Source organism: Variovorax sp. AC103 (assembly GCF_979254005.1).
In genome coordinates this window covers 91,959-108,525 of record NZ_CEEDFC010000022.1, presented here as the reverse complement: position 1 = coordinate 108,525, position 16,567 = coordinate 91,959, and the positions used below count along the sequence as shown (strand labels likewise).

Sequence of the window (16,567 nt, the reverse complement as noted above, 5' to 3'; positions counted from 1 at the left end):
CGCGTCAGATCAGCATGTCCTGCGCGTCGTCCTCGAAGCCGGCGATGGGCTGCGCCTTGGCCAGCGCCAGCCACACCGCGAACGGAATGCGGTCGAACGCGCGATGCACCGCGGCGCGCGCCACCACCAGGCGATCTCCTTCAAGCACCATCACGCCGCATTCCGCCGGCACCTCCTCGGGCGTGGCGATGCATCGCCCCTTGGCGTCGTTGCCCAGCACGTACCAGCACTCGCCGCCCAGGTCGAGGTAGGCCGCGCGCTTGTCGGGCTTGCGCAGATCGCCCAGCAGGTCGGCGCGGCTCACCTTCACTTCATGGACGATGGGATGCGCATAGGCCTCGACGCTGGTGTTGCGGATGGAGAACACGTCGGGCCGCGCGATGCACCAGCGCGCCTTGCCGCCCTCTTCCAGCGCCGGCAGCCGGGCGCGCAGGCCGAGGCCGCGCCATGCGATGCGCCCGCCGCGCGTCATCTCACGCGCCACGCGCTCCACCAGCGCCTCGTGCGGCGACAACGCAGCGCGGTTCAGGGTGAGCGTGGTGGCGATGCGTGCGATGCCGGCATCGGTCACGCGCAGCGTTTCGTGGCCGTGCACGGTGCGCACGCGCGCCAGGTAGCCGCCCGCGAGCAGCTCGACCTCGATGGCGTCGCAGCACGGCCAGCCAGCCGAGCGGTAGATCTCGCGCAGGCGCCGCGCATGCAGCTTGCCGAACGGCACCTCGGGGGCGGCCCTCTGCAGCGGCGGCGGCGGGTCCACCACCGGAGACGGAAAGCCGGGGTCGGTGAAAGGCGGCACTGCCGGCGGCGGATCGCCCTCGGGCGGCGGCATGGGGGGCGGCTGCACGGGGTTGGGCACATCGGGCGCCGGCGGCGGCGGTCCGATCGGCGTGGCGACAGGGGGTTCAAGCAGGAGTTCGGACATGTCAGGAACAGGTTAGCGAAAACTCGCGAATGGCGCGAGGCATGGAACGATCGGTTGCATTCGGTTCAATGGAAGTCGCGGCTGGTGTTGCTCTGCGCCAGACGGCCCATGAGCGGCGTCAGGTCCTTGAAGCCGGTGGCCACCAGGTGCTGCACCTTGCCGCCGCTGTCGTCGTCGCGCTGCCAGGTGCCCTGCACCGCGAGCAGGCGCGACTTCAGGAGCGGCTCGCGCCAGGCGTCGATGACGTGGTTCCACACGATCACGTTGACGTTGCCCGTCTCGTCCTCCAGCGTGACGAAGATGGTGCCGTTGGCGGTGCCGGGCCGCTGCCGCCCCTTGACGATGCCGCAGGCGCGCACGGTCTGGCCCGTGGCCATCTCGCGCAGTTCGGCCGCGCTCATGAGCTTCATGCGCGCCAGGCGCGGGCGCAGCAGCGCGAGCGGATGGCGGCGCAGCGTGAGGCCGAGCGCCGCGTAGTCGCCGACGATTTCCTCGCCCTCGGGCGCGGCGGGCAACAGCAGCGCCTGCTCGTGAATGGGCACGCCCTTGAGCAGGGCCGGCGCGCGCGCGCCCATGCCGCGGGTGGCGGTGGCGTCCCACACCTGCTGGCGCCGATGGCCCGAGAGCGCCATCAGCGCATCGGCCGCGGCCAGCGCGGCCATGTCCTTGCTTTCGAGCTCGGCGCGCAGGGCGAGGTCTTCGGTGCTGATGAAGGGGGCCTGCGCGCGGGCTTTCAGCAGCCGCTCGGCGCCTGCCGCGCTGAGGCCCTGGACGCGGTTCAGGCCCAGCCGCACCGCGGGCTGGTTGTCGTTGCCCAGGCGCCCGGCGTAGCGCGCGTCGGTGCCCGCCGGCATGCGCGGGGCATCGGGCGCACGGGCTTCGAGCGTGGTGTCCATCTCGCTCACCATGACATCGACCGGCCGCACTTCGACGCCATGGCGCCGCGCGTCCTGCACCAGCTGCGAAGGGCTGTAGAACCCCATCGGCTGCGAATCGAGCAGCGCGGCGAGGAAGCAGGCGGGTTCGTAGTTCTTCAGCCAGCTGCTCACGGTGACCAGCAGCGCGAAGCTCGCGGCGTGGCTCTCGGGAAAGCCGTAGTCGCCAAAGCCGAGGATCTGCTTGAAGATGGCTTCGGCGAACTCGACCTTGTAGCCGTTGTCCTTCATGCCCTCGACGAGCTTCTCGTGGAACTTGTCGAGGCCGCCCTTGCGTTTCCACGCCGCCATGGCACGGCGCAGCTGGTCGGCTTCGTCCGCCGAGAACTTGGCCGCGATCATCGCGATCTGCATCACCTGCTCCTGGAAGATCGGGATGCCCAGGGTGCGTTCGAGCGCGATGCGCAATTCTTCTTTCTCGTAGTGGATCGGCAAGCCCTTGCGCACCCGCTCGCGCTGCTTGAGGTACGGATGCACCATGCCGCCCTGGATGGGCCCGGGCCGCACGATCGCGACCTCGATCACCAGGTCTTCGTAAGTGCGCGGCTTCAGGCGCGGCAGCATCGACATCTGCGCGCGGCTCTCGATCTGGAACACGCCCACGGTGTCGGCGTCGCAGATCATGTCGAACACCTGCGGGTCATCGTTGGGCACCTGGTGCATCTCCACCATCGAGCCCCGCCAGCGGTTCATGTGGTCGAGCCCGCGGCGGATGGCGCTGAGCATGCCGAGCGCGAGCACGTCGACCTTGAGCATGCCCATGGCCTCGAGGTCGTCCTTCTCCCACTGGATGACGGAGCGGTCTTTCATGGAGGCCTTCTCGACCGGCACCAGCCGCGTGAGCTTGGTGTGCGTGAGCACGAAGCCGCCCACGTGCTGGCTCAGGTGGCGCGGAAAGCCCTTGAGCCGCTGCGTCATCTCGATCCAGTGTTCGATCTTGAGCGCGTCTTCCTTCACGCCCGCGCGCTCGCAGGCCGCGTTCAGCTGCTCGCCGAGCAAGGTGTCGTCGAACCAGTAGTGGTCCTTGGCGAATTCGTCGATCAGCCGCTCGTCGATGCCGATGGCCTTGCCCACGTCGCGCAACGCGCTGCGCGATCGGTAGCAGATGACGACGGCGGCAATGGCGGCGCGCTCGCGGCCGTATCGTTCGTAGATGTACTGGATGACCTCCTCGCGCCGCTGGTGCTCGAAGTCGACGTCGATGTCGGGCGGCTCGTTGCGTTCACGGCTCAGGAAGCGCTCGAACAGCAGCGTGCCCTTCTTGGGGTCGATGGCGGTGATGCCGAGGCAGTAGCACACCGCCGAATTGGCCGATGAGCCGCGCCCCTGGCAAAGGATCTTTTGCGACTTGGCAAAGCTCACGATGTTCTCCACCGTGAGAAAGAACATCTCGTAGCCCAGCTCGATGATGAGGGCCAGCTCCTTGTGGATCTGCATGCAGACGCTGGCCGGAATGCACGAGGCATATTTTTCGAGCGGGTATTTGTCGAGCGCGCCCTCCCACGTCTTGCGCACCAGTGTCTGCGCCGGCGTCTCGCCATTGCCGACGCTTTCGAGCGGGTACTGATAGTTCTTGCGAATCTCCTGCGGATCGAACCTGCAGCGCTCGGCCACCACCCGCGTGTTCTCGAGCATTTCCTGCGGGTACAACTGAGCCAGCCGCACACGCGAGCGCAGGTGCCGCTCGGCATTCGACTGCAATGCGAAGCCGCACTCGGCCACCGTCCTGCCTTCGCGCACGGCCGTCAGCACGTCGTGCAGCGGCTTGGTCGCACGCGAGTGCATGTGCACGTCGCCGGCCGCCACCAGGGGCACGCCCGCGGCCTCGCCCGCCTGCACCAGCGTGACGAACCACAGGTCGTCGTCCATCTCGTTGAAAAGCTCCAGCGCCAGCCAGAGGTTGTCGCCGTACAGGGCCTTGGCTGCCGTCAGGTCTTCATGCAGCGTGGCCGCGTCCACGGTCTCGCCGGGCATGCGATGCGCCACGAAGAGCACCTGGCAGCGCTGCAGCGAGGCCACGTTGCTGCCGTTCACGCTGTCGTCCCAGCTCACGAGGTATTCGCCCTTGGGCAGTTCGGTGGTGGTACGCGCGGCGGTGATGAACTCGCACAGGTTGCCCCAGCCCTCGGCGTCGTTCGCGATCACCACGAGCCTGAAGCGCTCGAAGCGGAACTCGCTGCCGAACAGCAGGCGAAAGCCGGGATTGCGCGGAATCTTCGGCTCGTCGGGGAACTCGCGCTCATGCGCCTCCAGCTTGGCGGGCAGGTCGCGCAGGGCCACGCAGGCGCGCACGATGCCGGCCACGGAGCATTCGTCGGTGATGGCCAGCGCGTCATAGCGCAGCTGGTAGGCCCGCTCCACCATCTCTTCGGGCGTGGAAGCGCCGCGCTGGAAACTGAAGTTGGTCAGGCAGTGCAGCTCCGCATAGCCAGGCAGTTCCGCCGCCGGCCGCGCCCGCATCTGCACCGGCAGCGCATGCACCTTGGCGAGCTGGCGCTTGCGCTCCTGCTTGTCGCTGAGCTCAGGCATAGAAGCCCTGCAGGTACCAGCGCACCTCGCCGGCAGAAAAGCGCGCGGCGTGCCGCTCGCGAAAGATCCACACCAGCCCGGCCTCGGGGCTCTGCGCGACGTAGTAGTCGCGCAGTGCGGGCTGGCCGCCCTCTTCCTTGCCGCCCCACCAGCCGGTTTCCACGCGCTGTGGACCGATCAGCCGGCTCAACGGGCCGCGATAGCACGGGCGCTCGCCGTCCATGTCGAGCAGCAGCGGCTCGGGCAAGAGCCACGGCGGGTAGAGGGCGTCGGGCTGCGACGCGGCGGCCTGCGCTTCCTTGCGAGCCTTGTCGAGCGCCTTGTCGGGTGGCTTTTCTTTCTGCAGCGCCGGCCGCCACGCCTGCTTGCGCTCCGGCCGATGGTCGGCCTGCGCCGACGGCACCACCACCTGTTGCGCCCCGAGCCGCACGCTGAGCCGCTCGACCATCTCGTGCAGCTTGTCGCCCTTGCGGTTGTCTTCCGGCAAGAAACTGGTGCTGGCGCCGGCCCACGGGTCGGTTTCCAGCGTGCGCAGCTTCAGCCAGCTCACGGGCGCGGCCAGCGTGGTGAGGGCGAGCTTTTCGGACAACAGGCGGCGCAGGTGCGCCATGTCCTGCGTGGGCTCGGCGGTGCGCACGGTGAGCTGCTGGTGCGGCGGCAGGTTCACGCCGTTGAAGCGCTTGAGGTCGAGCGTCCATTGCAGCTCGAGCGCGCGCGCGCCGCGTTGGCGTGCGCGCAGCCAGATCTGCAGGGCCGACAGCAGCCGGTTGGCCGACCACATGAGTTCGGGTCCGGTCTCGGCCAGCGCGGGCAGCTCCAGCTTCTGCTCGAACACGTCGGGCAGCGTGAGCCAAGCGTGGCTTTCGGGGCGCAGGCCCCAGGCGGCGTCGAGCGCCACGCGCAACTCGGCGCCGAAGCGCCGCGTGAGGCCGCCGCGCGGAAGCGCCGCCACGTCGCCCCAGGTGCGGCAGCCCATGCGCGCGAGCAGGTCGAGGTGGCCGTGGGCGGCCGTCAGCGTGTCCAGCGGCAGGCCGGCCGGAATCTCCCCGGGACGGCGCTCTTGGCGCGCGAACAGGCGCAGCCGCGCCAGCGCTATGAGGCTGGTGGCGCCCTGGGCGCCCAGCATGCGCGCGCCGGGCACGGGGTTGGATGCGAGCAACTGCCGCATCAGCGGGGTCCGGCCGCCCCACAGGCGTTCGCAGGCGGAGACCTCGAGCATCAGCGCCTCGTCCTGCCAGGCGACGTGGGGAGTGTACTGCAGCGCCCACCAGCCCAGCGCTTCAGGCGTGGGCAGGGCCACGACATCGGTGGCGCGGGCGGCATCCGGGGTGTCAGGGGTATCGGGGGTATCGGCCTCAAGCGACCACTGCAAGGCGATCCAGTGCATCCTGGCCTCCCTTCCATGCGTCGATGCGCACCACGGTGGCCGAGGTGGCCGCCGCGCCGGCGGGCACCGTGCCCCGCTGCTGCAAACGCAGCTTGCGCCGCAGCCGGGCGGCGGCGAGCAGCGCGGCCATGCGCGCGTTGCGCGCCGGCAGCATCAGCGGCGCGGCCAGCGGCGGGCCGCGGCGCTTGAGGATGTGCAGTTCGATCTGCGACGCGTCGGCCTCGCAGCGCAAGGCGCTGATGCGCAGGCGCGCGGGCGAGGCCGACAGCGCGACCGATTCGGGCCGGCACACGAACAGCAGCAGCTCATGCTGTGCGGCCGCCAGCTGCAGCCGCCGCAGCTCGCCCACCCGCGCCTGCGGCAGCCACGCCACGACGGCCGACACGTCCGCGCAGCGCAGCGCCTGCTCGCAGGCCCAGAGGCGCGCGGGCGCCGCCTCGCTCTTGACGCACATCAGCGACTCCACCGGCAGACCCTGGGCCGCAAGCGAAGCCCCGCAAGGCTCGTAGGGCGGTCCGATCAGCACCACCGGCCCGCCGCGCGCCTGCACCGCCTGCGCCAGCGCGGGCAGCAACAGCTGCCACACATGCGCTTCGGGCGAGTGCTGCAGCAGCTCCGTCATCGCCCCGACTGGCCAACCGCCGCCCGGCAACTCGGCGTCGAGCGCGGCATGGCCGGTGGCAACGATCTGCGCGTCGGCCAGGCCGAGTTCGTCGGCGTGCCAGACGCCGCGGCCCGCGGCGGCGGAAAAGGAGTCGAGGAAAGGAAGGCCCATGGTGAAGACTGTTAACTGTATTTTTATACAGTATTCCATGCGCCACAAGCAAAGACGGGGAAAGATCGATTTACCCCAACGGAACGCTGCCTTAAGATAAGTTTGTTAACAGTTTGTGACTTTCATACACAAAATGATTCGTTCGATCGCCGCCGCCCTCACCGCCCTGTGCACGTTGGCACTGGCACTCCCATCACCGGCGCAGGCCCAACCCAAGCCCATCGTCATCGGCCAGACCTACGTGAAGACCGGGCCGCTCGCCTCGCTGTCGACCGAGCCGCTGGTCGGCATCCGGGCCATGTTCACCGCGCTCAACGCCGGCGGGGGCATCAACGGCCGGCCGGTGGAACTGCGCCAGCTCGACGACGCCTACGACCCTGCCAAGGGCTCGGAGAACGTCAAGGCCTTCGCCAGCGAAGGCGCGGTCGGCATCCTGATGCCCATCGGCACCTCGTCGTCGGTCGGCGCGCTGAAGACCGCCAACGAACTGAAGATTCCCGTGGTCGGCCCGTACACCGGCGCGGGCCCGGTGGTGAAATTCTCGGAGTACGGTTTTCCGGTGCGCATCAGCTTCGACGAGGAATACAGCCGCATCGTGAACCACCTCTTCACCATCGGCCTGTCGCGCATCGCCTTCGCGTACAACGACAACCCGGGCGCGCGCTCGGCGATGGAAAGCACGCAGAAATTCATTGCCGAGCGCGGCGACAAGATGGTGGGCAGCGTGGCCGTGAAGAACGACGGCTCCGACGCCACCGAGCGCGCGCAGGAACTGGCCAAGCTCAAGCCCAAGGCGGTGGTGCTGTCGGCCACCAACGACGTGGCCGCCAAGTTCATCACGGCCTACCGCGCGGCCGGCGGCGAGACGGCCTTCTATTCGTTCTCCTTCCTCAACGGGCAGAAGCTGTTCCAGGACATCAAGAAGGACGCGGCCGGCGTGGTCATCTCGCAGGTGGTGCCCTACCCCTGGAACAGCGCGATGCCGGTCATCGCCGAATACCAGGCCGCCATGAAGAAGATCGGCGCGACCGAGTTCAGCTACGCCAGCCTCGAGGGCTACGTCACGGCCAAGGTGATGGCCGAAGGGCTCAAGCGCGCGGGCGCGAACCCGACGCCGGAGTCGCTGCAGAAGGGCCTGGAGTCGTTCAAGACGCTCGATCTCGGCGGCATCGCCGTGGCCTACCGTCCCGGCGAGCACCGCGGGCTGACCTTCTCCGAGCTGTCGATGCTGAAGGCCGACGGGCGGTACCTGCGCTGACCAGCACGGCCCCTTCAGCCGCCCGCCTGCACCGTGCGCGCCACCGCCTGCAGCGCCTGGGCGAAGGCCTGCGCGGCGGGCGTGAGCGCCGCGCGGTCGCGCATCAGCAGCGACACCTGCACGTTCGGCAACCTGTCGGCCAGGCGCAGCGCCACCAGCCCCCTTGAGGCGGCCGCCCGCGTGAACAACGAGGACGACGCCAGCGTGAGCGCGCCCGCGCGCTTCACCAGCGTCATGCCCAGCTGCCACGAATGGCAGACCACGATGTCGCGCGGCGGCGCTTCGCCAAGCTGCGCGAAGCAGCGGCGCAACAGCTGCGCGCCGTAGCTGGGCACCACCCACATCGCCTCGTGCAGCTTGCCCATCGCGCGCACGCGCGCCAGCGGATGGCCTGCCTTGGCGACCACGGCCAGTGGAAAGTCGAGCAGCACTTCCCTTTGCAGCCCGTCGTGGGCCACGGGCTCCAGCTCGCCGAGGATGGCGAAGTCGAACTCGCTGCGCTTCCACAGCCCGTTCACGTCGGTGCCGCTGAGCTCCTGCAGCTCGAGGGCCACGCCCGGCCAACGGGCGCGAAAGTCGAGCAGCGCGTTCGGCAGCAGCCGCTCGACCGCGAACGAGCTGAAGGCCACGCGCAACGAGCCGCCCGCGCCGTCGCGCAGCTGCGCAATTTCTTCTTCGGTGCGGCGCACCTCGTCGGCCAATGAACGCGCGCGCCGCAGCAGCGCTTCGCCAATCGGCGTGAGCACCACGCCCTTGGCGCTGCGCACCAGCAGCTGCGCGCCCACGCTGTGCTCCAGCTCGCGGATGGCGTAGGTCATGGCGGGCTGCGTCAGCTCGCCGCCGCGCGCGGCGGCGCGGATGCTGCCGGCATCGGCGACCGCTTCGAAGATCTTCAGGTGCTTCAGGTTCATGGCGTGCAGCCGTGCGGGCAATCGAAAAAGGGGCGATCAGCAATTTTGATCGCCTCGAAGTTTCTCGGATCTTTTCCTTCACCCCCGCTTTCGCTAAGGTCCGCGGCGGTTCTTTCACTTTCCTTGCAGAACACCATGAACATCCGCTCCCGCCTTGCCCTGCTGATGCTGTCCGGCAGTTTCCTGAACACCGCCGCCTTCGCGCAAGCCACGCAGGCCGCACCGGACGCCGGCAACGCCCTCGCCACGCGCGCGCTGGCGCTGGCGGACGCCTCCGAGGCGCAGGTCATCGCGTGGCGCCGGCACATCCACCAGCAACCCGAGCTCTCCTACCAGGAGGTGCAGACCGCCGCCTACATTGCCGCCGCGCTCGCGAAGATGCCCGGCATCGAGGTGCAGCCCGGCATCGCCAAGACCGGCATCAAGGCCGTGCTGCGCGGCGGCAGGCCGGGCCCGGTGGTGGCGCTGCGCGCCGACATGGACGCCCTGCCCGTGCTCGAGCGCAACGACCTGCCCTTCAAGTCAACCGACAAGGCGCCCTGGCTCAACGCGGAGGTGCCGGTGTCGCACGCCTGCGGCCACGACACGCACGTGGCCATGCTGCTGGGCGCCGCGCAGGCCTTCTCGCAGATGCGCGCGGAGTTGCCCGGCACGGTCGTGTTCCTGTTCCAGCCGGCCGAAGAGCAAGGCCCCGGCCCGGTGCTCAGCGGCGCGCCCGCCATGGTGAAGGCCGGCGTGCTCGACAACCCGAAGGTCGACGTGGTGATGGGCCAGCACATCAACGCGCGCGGCCCGTCGGGCACCATCAGCTACCGCCGCGGCGGCTTCATGGCCAGCGGCGATGTGTTCAAGATCTCGCTCAAGGGCAAGGGGGGCCACGGCTCCTCGCCATGGACCGCCAAGGAACCCACCGTTGCGGCGGCCGAGATCGTGCTGGCGCTGCAGAACATCGTGAGCCACCAGATCGATCCGCTGGACGGCCCCACCGTGGTCACGGTGGGCCTGCTGCAAAGCGGCAACCGCGTGAACATCCTGCCCGACACGGCCGAGATCGCGGGCACGGTGCGTTCGCTGTCGGCAAAGAACCAGAAGGTGGCGCACGACAACATCCGCCTGAAGGCGCAGAAGATCGCCGAGAGCCACGGCCTCACGGCCGAGGTGACCATCGACACCGGCTACGAGGTGCTGGTGAGCGACCCCGCCGCCACGCAGGCGGTGGCGCAGGCGCTGGAAACCGCCGCCGGCGCGGGCAAGGCGCGCGAGTCGCAACCCAGCATGGGCTCGGAAGACTTCGGCTCCTTCGGCAAGAACATTCCCGTCGTGTTCTGGCACCTGAACGCCTCGCCCTTCGGCGACCGGCACGGCGCGCCCAACCATTCGTCGGAATTCGTCATCGACGAGTCGGCGATGAAGGTGGGCGTGCGCGCGCTGGTGGGCAGCACGCTGGCGTACATGAACAAGCCGGCGGGCGCCGCAAGCACCGGCAGCGGCAACTGATCGCCCTGGGCTGAACGCGGCGATGCGCCGATGCACCGGTTTTCCAGGGCCGCGGTGCTAAGGTGGCGCGCATCCATGACACCACCCGGCCCGCCCAGCGCCAAGCTCCCTGGTCTTTCACGCGCCCGGTTCCTGCGGCTGCTTGCGACGCTGCCGGCGGGCGCGGCGCTACCGTCCTTCGCGCAGCAGCAGCCGCCACCGCCCATGCCGACGAAGATGAACACCCGACCCATTCCCTCCACGCAGGAAGCCCTGCCCGTCGTCGGTTGCGGCACCTGGATCGGTTTCGACCAGCGCCCCGGCACCGACGAATACCGGCGCCTGCCCGGCGTGCTCGACGCCCTGTTCGCGGCCGGCGGCACGGTGATCGACAGCTCGCCGATGTATGGCCGCTCCGAGGAAACCACCGGCGAGCTGCTGGCCATCTCGGGTGGGCGGGACAAGGCCTTTCTCGCCACCAAGGTCTGGACCTCGGGGCGGGAGGCCGGCACCGCGCAGATGGCGCAATCGTTCAAGCGCCTGCGCACGCCGCGCATCGACCTGATGCAGGTGCACAACCTGGTCGACTGGCGCACCCACCTCGCCACGCTGCGCGGCTGGCAGTCGCAAGGCCGCGTGCGCTACATCGGCATCACGCACTACACGGCGTCGGCCTATGGCGAGGTCGAGGCGTTGCTGCGCGCGGAGAAGCTCGACTTTCTGCAGATCAACTATTCGGCCGACGCCCGCGACGCCGAACAGCGCCTGCTGCCGCTGGCGGCCGAGCGCGGCGTGGCGGTGATCGTCAACCTGCCGTTCGGCGGCGGTGGCCTGCTGCGCCGGTTGCGTGGCAAGCCGCTGCCCGGCTGGGCCGCGGAGATCGGCTGCACGAGCTGGGCGCAGTTGCTGCTGAAGTTCGTGCTGGGCCACGCCGGCGTGACCTGCGTGATACCGGGCACGAGCCGTGCCGAACACATGGCCGACAACGCGGCTGCCGGCGTGGGCACGTACGCCGATGCGGCCTTCTGGCGACGGCACGCCGGCGAACTGGCCGGATAGAAAGCGTTCAGCCGGCCAGCACGATGTCGGCGGCGGGCACCGCGCGAATCGGCACGCCGAAGCTCGTGATGTCCGACAACGTGGCGTTGTGGTGCGCGCGAATCTGCGCGCCCGTGGCATGCGGCTTGTCGTGCGAGGTGTGCGCGTCGGCGGCCAGCACGACCTCATAGCCCAGCGCGGCGGCGCGGCGCGTGGTGGTGTCCACGCAGAACTCCGAGGAGTAGCCGCAGATCACCACCCGCTTCACGCCCCGGTCCGACAGCCAGGCTTCGAGCGGCGTGCGCAGGAACGAGTCGGGCGTGGTCTTGCGGATCTTCGCGTCGCGCGAGTCGGTGTTCAGCGCGCCGGCGAGCTGCCAGCGCTCGGAGTCGAACTCCAGGTCCACCGCGTTCTCATGCTGGATGAAGGCGACCGGCACGCCGCTCGCGCGGGCGCGTTCGGTGAGCGCGTTGATGCGCTGCATCACTTCTTCGGCTTCATGGGGACGCGGCAGGTCGTCGCACAGACCGCGCTGGACGTCGATGACGAGGATGGCAGTTTTCATGGCGCCCATCGTAGCCGCGGGCTTCAGTTCCAGGCACTCACCTCGAGCCGTACTTTCCCGCTGATGCCGGGCGCGGCCGGCGCGGCGCCCAGGCTCGACAGCGGCATCACGAACTGCAGCTTGCCACCGGCCAGCTGCCTGGGGCTGATCGGCAGCGAGGCCTTGCCTGCCGTGTCGGTCTGCCAGCCGTATTTGACGCTCCAGTTTTGCGCCGCATCGTCCGCCGCGGGCGGCGAGAGCTCGATGACCAGCGTGTCGCGAAACAGCGAGCTGCCCTCGTAGTGGCCGTCGAGCCAGAACTTGTTGTTGACCTGGTAGTCGGGCACGCGCACGCCCAGGGTCATGGCGTAGGCCAGTGTCGGGCGGTCCTGCTTCACGCGGGCCTTGTTGGCAAGGAACACGCTCGACAGGTAGATGGCGCGCCGGTCGGCCTTGGCGGGGTCGGTCAGTTCCTTGTGCGTGCGGCAGGCGGGCGAGTCTTCTTCCGCCACGCGCCGGCTCAGGTACCAGCGCTTGCCGCGCGGCGCGGCCAGCAGTTCGACCTGGTAGAGCGCGTCGACGTCGGCGCCCGCGGGCAGGTCGGGCGGCAGCGTGACGCCATCGACGTCGAACCACAGGTCGACCCGCACGTCGCCGAACAGGAAGCGCACGAGGTTCTGGTAGGCCTCCTCGGAATTGACGATGCCGAAGAAGCCGGAATGCGAGCGGTAGGTGTAGGCCGTGGCCACCGGCAGCGTCTTGCCGGCGGCATCGGTCGACCAGAGCGAGGCGTTCTCGATGCGCACCAGCCCGTCGCTGCCGTGGCCCGCGAACATGCGCGACAGGCCCTTGGCGCTTTCGTAGTCGCCGCGGTTGGAGCCGACCATGCAGAAGAAGCGCTCGGGCGGAAAGGCGGTGGCCGGCAGGTAGTCCATGCGGCCGTCGACCGGCGCGGTGGCCAGGAACTCCGACATCTTGTCGCGGTTGAAGGTGTTCATCTCGTTCGCGGTGAGCCAGGCCGGCACGTTGATGCCGCCCATGTCGATGCCGTTGTGCGGCGTGGCATAGGTGAACACCTTGTCGACGCAGGCGCGCGCCGCCGCGTCGCCGAGCGCCGGGTTCTGCAGCAAGGCCCGCACCACGAGGCCGCCCATCGAATGCGCGACGAGGTAGCAGCGGAAGTCGGCGCGGTCGTAGCCCGGCCCCTCGCGCAGGGCCACCAGGTCGCGCACGCGCAGGATCAGCTGGCTCAGGCCCTGGGCGTACACGGTCACGTCCTTCGACTGTCCGTCGCCGAGCAGCTCGGAGCCCGAGTCGTAGTAGCGATAGATGATGACCGAGGCCGAGGGAATGCCGTCCACGTCCTTGCCGGTCTCGTCGGGCGATGGTTTCCAGTCGGGGTCGAGGATGTCCAGGCCGTTCTGGTAGACGCTCTGGTATTGAAAGTCGGCCAGCAGCCGCACCACGGGCGACTCGAAGACGAACTTCTGCGCGGGCGCTTCCTTCTTCACCGTGGCGCGGTACACGGTGGAGCCCAGGTTGAAGCCGCAGAACGGATCGGCCGCGGTGTCGTCGCGCTCGGCCTCGGTCATGGCGTAGCCGCGCACGTAGATGATGGGATAGCGATTGCTGCTCATGGGTCTGCCGCCTTGTCGAAGCCGATCGAGCCTTCCAGTGTGCCGAGGCACAGGGGCGCCGGCCATACAGCGCATGGCATAGGCAAAGGCCCTGCCTGCCGAATGTTTCTAAGGCTGAAACCATTGAAACGCCTGCCATGGCTAATCTCCCGCCATCCGACAAACACAATCAAGAAGGCTCCCCCATGGCTGACGAATCAGGCCCGCAGGGCTCCTACCTGCCGCAACTCTTGCGCCGCGGCACCGCGCTGGCCGCGGCCGGCTGCGCCTTCGTGGCGGGCTGCAGCGCCGCCAGCGGCGAGGCACGCTACGACAACTCACCCCAGTTCAAGGACGGCGGATTCCACAACATGGCCAACCCCGACCTGCCCGCGCAGGCCAGTGCCTGGCGCATCTGGTCGCGCTTCATCGTGGGCAGCAAGGTCGACAGCGTGCCCGTCGACGCCATTCCGGTGAAGCCGCTGGACCGGGCCACGCTCGACGCGCTCGACGTCAAGACCAACCACGTGGTGCGCCTGGGCCACTCGTCGCACCTGCTCAAGCTGCGCGGCAAGTACTGGCTGATCGACCCGGTGTTCAGCGAGCGCGTGTCGCCCGTGCAGTGGGCCGGGCCGAAGCGCTTTCACCAGCCGCCGATCACGCTCGAACAGCTGCCGCCCATCGAGGGCGTGATTCTTTCGCACGACCACTACGACCACCTCGACCTGGCCACCATCGAGTACCTCTCGAAAAGCGTGCAACGCTACTTCGTGCCCCTGGGCGTGCGCTCGCGGCTGGTGGTGATGGGCGTGCCGGCCGAGCGCGTGAGCGAGCTCGACTGGTGGCAAGGCGGCGAACACGACGGCGTGAAGCTCACCGCCACGCCCGCGCAGCATTTCTCGGGCCGCACCCTGGGCGACCGCGACCGCACGCTGTGGGCCTCGTGGGTGGTGCAAAGCGGCGACCAGCGCATCTTCTACAGCGGCGACTCGGGCTACTTCCCCGGCTTCAAGCAGATCGGCGACCGCTTCGGCGGCTTCGACATCGCGCTGATGGAAAACGGCGCCTACGACGCCATGTGGCCCGCCGTGCACATGACGCCAGAGCAGAGCGTGCAGGCCTTCGAGGACCTGCGCGGCAAGGTGTTCTTCTCGGTGCACAACAGCACCTTCGACCTGGCCTTCCACACCTGGCACGACCCGCTGGACCGCATCGCGGACCTCACCGAGGCGAAGAAGATCGAGCTGGCCACCCCGGTGATCGGCGAGGTGGTGACGGTGGGGCAGGCGCGCACCAACACGCGCTGGTGGGTCGGGCTGCGCTGAGCTTGATTGCTTGTGAGGGCCTAGGCCGGATTGCGGAAATGCCGCTCGATCGCGCGCACCGTATCGAGCAATTGCGGGCGAACGTCGTGCATGAAGGCCTCCGGCGCCATCGAGCGCGGCCCCGCCGCGCTCAGCACCATCAGCGGCATGCCCTTGCCGACCCGCAGCGGTGAGGCGATGGCGTTCACCTCGCCGCGCCAGTCGCCGAAGGAACTGCAGCAGCCGTACTGCTCGATGTCGGCGACCGCCTGGCGGATTCCCTGCTCGATGCGCGGCCAGCCCGCCACGTCGAGCGTGCGGATGCGCTCCTCCAGCCCGCGGCGCGCACCCGGCTTGGCACCGGCCAGGTAGGCCCGCCCCATCGCCGAGGTGGCCAGCGGAATGCGCGAGCCGATGTTCAGCCGGATGGTGACGATCGAATCGCTGCGGCAGGTTTCCAGGTAGAGCATCGACATGCCGTCGCGCATGCCCAGCGCGATGAGGCAGCCGGTGTCGTTGGCCAACTGCTGCATGAGCGGACGGCTCACCTCCTTGGCATCGAGCCGCGACAGCGTGGTGCCGCCCAGCGTCAGCGTGGCCATGCCCAGCCGGTAGCGGCCCGACTCCGCCACGTGGTGCAGGAAGCCGAGCTTGGTCAGCGTGTAGGTCAGCCGCGTGACGGTGGACTTGGGCAACCCGCAGCGCTCGGCCAGCTCCTGGTTGCCCAGGCGCTCCTCGCCCGAGGCGAAGCATTGCAGCACCTGCAGGCCGCGCGCGAGGGCCGTCACGAAGTGCCGGTCTTCCTTGGCGTTGACCTTGCGCTCGACGTCTTCGTATTCGCCGAGCTCCCGCTTGGAATGGATTTCTGCGCGCTTCATGCGCCCTACTCTAGAGCAGCCGTGCCAGGCGCTGCGAAACGATGGCCTCGGCCTCTTGCATGATCCGCGCGACCAGTTCTGCCACGGTGGGCACGTCGTGGATCAGGCCCGCCACCATGCCGCAGCTCCAGGCGCCGGCGTCCATGTCGCCGTCGACCATCACCTTCGGGTACACGCCGCCCACGAACTCGCGGATGTCGTCGATCTGCGTGCGCGCGCCCTTCTCGCGCTCGATGGCGAGCAAGGCCTCCACACCCGCGTTGTTCAGCACGCGCTCGGTGTTGCGCAGCGGGCGCATCACCAGCCGCGTGTCGAGCTCGGAGGCCGCGACGATGGCCGCCTTCACGTTCGCATGCACCGGTGCCTCCTGCGTGGCGATGAAGCGCGTGCCCATGTTGATGCCCTCCGCGCCGAGCGCCAGCGCGGCCACCAGGCTGCGGCCGTCGGCCATGCCGCCCGAGGCGACGAACGGAATGTCGAGCGCCTCGGCCGCGCGCGGCAGCAGGATGAAGTTGGGCACGTCGTCCTCGCCCGGGTGGCCGCCGCACTCGAAGCCGTCGACGCTCACCGCGTCGCAGCCGATGGCCTGCGCCTTGAGCGAATGCCGCACCGAGGTGCACTTGTGGATGACCTTCACGCCGGCCTTCTTCAGCTGCGGCATGTATTGCTCGGGGCTGCGCCCCGCCGTCTCGACGATGCGCACGCCGCCTTCGACGATGGCGTCGATGTACTCGGGATACGGCGGCGAGGCGAACGTCGGCAGGAAGGTGAGGTTCACGCCGAAGGGCTTGTCGGTCATCTCGCGGCAGCGGGCGATTTCCTTCGCCAGCAGTTCGGGTGTCTTCTGCGTGAGCCCGGTGATGATGCCCAGGCCGCCCGCGTTGGAGACCGCCGCGGCCAGCTCGGCGAAGCCGACGAAATGCATGCCGCCCTGGATGATGGGGTGCGCGATGCCGAAGAGTTCAGTGATTCTGGTTTTCATGGTGAAAGTGCC

At 69.0% G+C, this 16,567-nt stretch carries 13 protein-coding genes; 4 read left to right on the top strand and 9 right to left on the bottom strand.

What is annotated here, in order from left to right; all coding sequences use genetic code 11:
- Positions 1-4: 4 nt before the first annotated feature.
- From AC0IYU_RS26885 to imuA, 4 genes are all read right to left on the bottom strand, one after another.
- Positions 5-922 (bottom strand): hypothetical protein, encoded by a 918-nt coding sequence (locus AC0IYU_RS26885; protein ID WP_472123294.1) that lies wholly within the window; start codon positions 920-922, stop codon positions 5-7.
- A gap of 65 nt (positions 923-987) precedes the next feature.
- A complete protein-coding gene (locus AC0IYU_RS26880) occupies positions 988-4,386 on the bottom strand; it encodes an error-prone DNA polymerase (RefSeq protein ID WP_472123291.1) in 3,399 nt (1,132 codons plus the stop codon).
- Positions 4,379-5,773: a Y-family DNA polymerase gene (locus tag AC0IYU_RS26875; RefSeq protein ID WP_472123289.1), complete on the bottom strand. Its 1,395-nt coding sequence runs from the start codon at positions 5,771-5,773 to the stop codon at positions 4,379-4,381. The genes AC0IYU_RS26880 and AC0IYU_RS26875 overlap by 8 nt, the downstream gene beginning before the upstream one ends.
- Entirely contained in the window at positions 5,742-6,548 is an 807-nt protein-coding gene (imuA, locus tag AC0IYU_RS26870) for a translesion DNA synthesis-associated protein ImuA (RefSeq protein WP_472123286.1), read from the bottom strand. The genes AC0IYU_RS26875 and imuA overlap by 32 nt, the downstream gene beginning before the upstream one ends.
- Before the next feature lie 133 nt (positions 6,549-6,681).
- Here imuA and AC0IYU_RS26865 point away from each other — a divergent pair, with 133 nt between their 5' ends.
- The gene (locus AC0IYU_RS26865) at positions 6,682-7,806 is read left to right on the top strand and encodes an ABC transporter substrate-binding protein (protein WP_472123283.1); all 1,125 of its coding nucleotides are present in this window, start codon (positions 6,682-6,684) and stop codon (positions 7,804-7,806) included.
- Positions 7,807-7,820: 14 nt separating this feature from the next.
- On the opposite strand, the gene AC0IYU_RS26860 is transcribed toward AC0IYU_RS26865, so the two are convergent.
- Positions 7,821-8,717 carry a LysR family transcriptional regulator gene (locus AC0IYU_RS26860; RefSeq protein WP_472123280.1) on the bottom strand — a complete coding sequence of 299 codons (897 nt, stop codon included), beginning with the start codon at positions 8,715-8,717 and terminating at the stop codon, positions 7,821-7,823.
- Between the two features lie 135 nt (positions 8,718-8,852).
- Between AC0IYU_RS26860 and AC0IYU_RS26855 the strand changes: the two genes are divergently transcribed.
- On the top strand, positions 8,853-10,214 hold the full coding sequence (locus AC0IYU_RS26855; RefSeq protein WP_472123277.1) for a M20 metallopeptidase family protein: 1,362 nt from the start codon (positions 8,853-8,855) through the stop codon (positions 10,212-10,214).
- A gap of 75 nt (positions 10,215-10,289) precedes the next feature.
- Positions 10,290-11,252, top strand: a complete 963-nt coding sequence (locus tag AC0IYU_RS26850; RefSeq protein ID WP_472123274.1) for an aldo/keto reductase — start codon at positions 10,290-10,292, stop codon at positions 11,250-11,252.
- A 7-nt stretch (positions 11,253-11,259) separates the two neighbouring features.
- Here the strand turns inward: AC0IYU_RS26850 and AC0IYU_RS26845 are convergent, their stop codons facing one another.
- Together AC0IYU_RS26845 and AC0IYU_RS26840 are read right to left on the bottom strand one after the other, a co-directional pair.
- Positions 11,260-11,796 (bottom strand): cysteine hydrolase family protein, encoded by a 537-nt coding sequence (locus tag AC0IYU_RS26845; protein ID WP_472123272.1) that lies wholly within the window; start codon positions 11,794-11,796, stop codon positions 11,260-11,262.
- Between the two features lie 23 nt (positions 11,797-11,819).
- On the bottom strand, positions 11,820-13,412 hold the full coding sequence (locus AC0IYU_RS26840; protein ID WP_472123270.1) for an esterase/lipase family protein: 1,593 nt from the start codon (positions 13,410-13,412) through the stop codon (positions 11,820-11,822).
- A gap of 185 nt (positions 13,413-13,597) precedes the next feature.
- Here AC0IYU_RS26840 and AC0IYU_RS26835 point away from each other — a divergent pair, with 185 nt between their 5' ends.
- A complete protein-coding gene (locus tag AC0IYU_RS26835) occupies positions 13,598-14,716 on the top strand; it encodes an MBL fold metallo-hydrolase (RefSeq protein ID WP_472123266.1) in 1,119 nt (372 codons plus the stop codon).
- 20 nt (positions 14,717-14,736) lie between these two features.
- On the opposite strand, the gene AC0IYU_RS26830 is transcribed toward AC0IYU_RS26835, so the two are convergent.
- Positions 14,737-15,573: an IclR family transcriptional regulator gene (locus AC0IYU_RS26830; protein WP_472123264.1), complete on the bottom strand. Its 837-nt coding sequence runs from the start codon at positions 15,571-15,573 to the stop codon at positions 14,737-14,739.
- A 10-nt stretch (positions 15,574-15,583) separates the two neighbouring features.
- A complete protein-coding gene (locus AC0IYU_RS26825) occupies positions 15,584-16,555 on the bottom strand; it encodes an NAD(P)H-dependent flavin oxidoreductase (protein WP_472123261.1) in 972 nt (323 codons plus the stop codon).
- Positions 16,556-16,567 lie beyond the last annotated feature (12 nt).

Excerpts from the sequence above, each read along its gene's own strand:
- AC0IYU_RS26850 (WP_472123274.1), top strand. The coding sequence starts at position 10,290 with ATGACACCACCCGGCCCGCCCAGCGCCAAGCTCCCTGGTCTTTCACGC.
- AC0IYU_RS26860 (WP_472123280.1), bottom strand. The coding sequence starts at position 8,717 with ATGAACCTGAAGCACCTGAAGATCTTCGAAGCGGTCGCCGATGCCGGC.
- AC0IYU_RS26830 (WP_472123264.1), bottom strand. The coding sequence starts at position 15,573 with ATGAAGCGCGCAGAAATCCATTCCAAGCGGGAGCTCGGCGAATACGAA.
- AC0IYU_RS26880 (WP_472123291.1), bottom strand. The coding sequence starts at position 4,386 with ATGCCTGAGCTCAGCGACAAGCAGGAGCGCAAGCGCCAGCTCGCCAAG.
- AC0IYU_RS26885 (WP_472123294.1), bottom strand. The coding sequence starts at position 922 with ATGTCCGAACTCCTGCTTGAACCCCCTGTCGCCACGCCGATCGGACCG.
- AC0IYU_RS26875 (WP_472123289.1), bottom strand. The coding sequence starts at position 5,773 with ATGCACTGGATCGCCTTGCAGTGGTCGCTTGAGGCCGATACCCCCGAT.
- AC0IYU_RS26825 (WP_472123261.1), bottom strand. The coding sequence starts at position 16,555 with ATGAAAACCAGAATCACTGAACTCTTCGGCATCGCGCACCCCATCATC.
- imuA (WP_472123286.1), bottom strand. The coding sequence starts at position 6,548 with ATGGGCCTTCCTTTCCTCGACTCCTTTTCCGCCGCCGCGGGCCGCGGC.
- AC0IYU_RS26835 (WP_472123266.1), top strand. The coding sequence starts at position 13,598 with ATGGCTGACGAATCAGGCCCGCAGGGCTCCTACCTGCCGCAACTCTTG.
- AC0IYU_RS26855 (WP_472123277.1), top strand. The coding sequence starts at position 8,853 with ATGAACATCCGCTCCCGCCTTGCCCTGCTGATGCTGTCCGGCAGTTTC.
- AC0IYU_RS26845 (WP_472123272.1), bottom strand. The coding sequence starts at position 11,796 with ATGAAAACTGCCATCCTCGTCATCGACGTCCAGCGCGGTCTGTGCGAC.
- AC0IYU_RS26840 (WP_472123270.1), bottom strand. The coding sequence starts at position 13,412 with ATGAGCAGCAATCGCTATCCCATCATCTACGTGCGCGGCTACGCCATG.
- AC0IYU_RS26865 (WP_472123283.1), top strand. The coding sequence starts at position 6,682 with ATGATTCGTTCGATCGCCGCCGCCCTCACCGCCCTGTGCACGTTGGCA.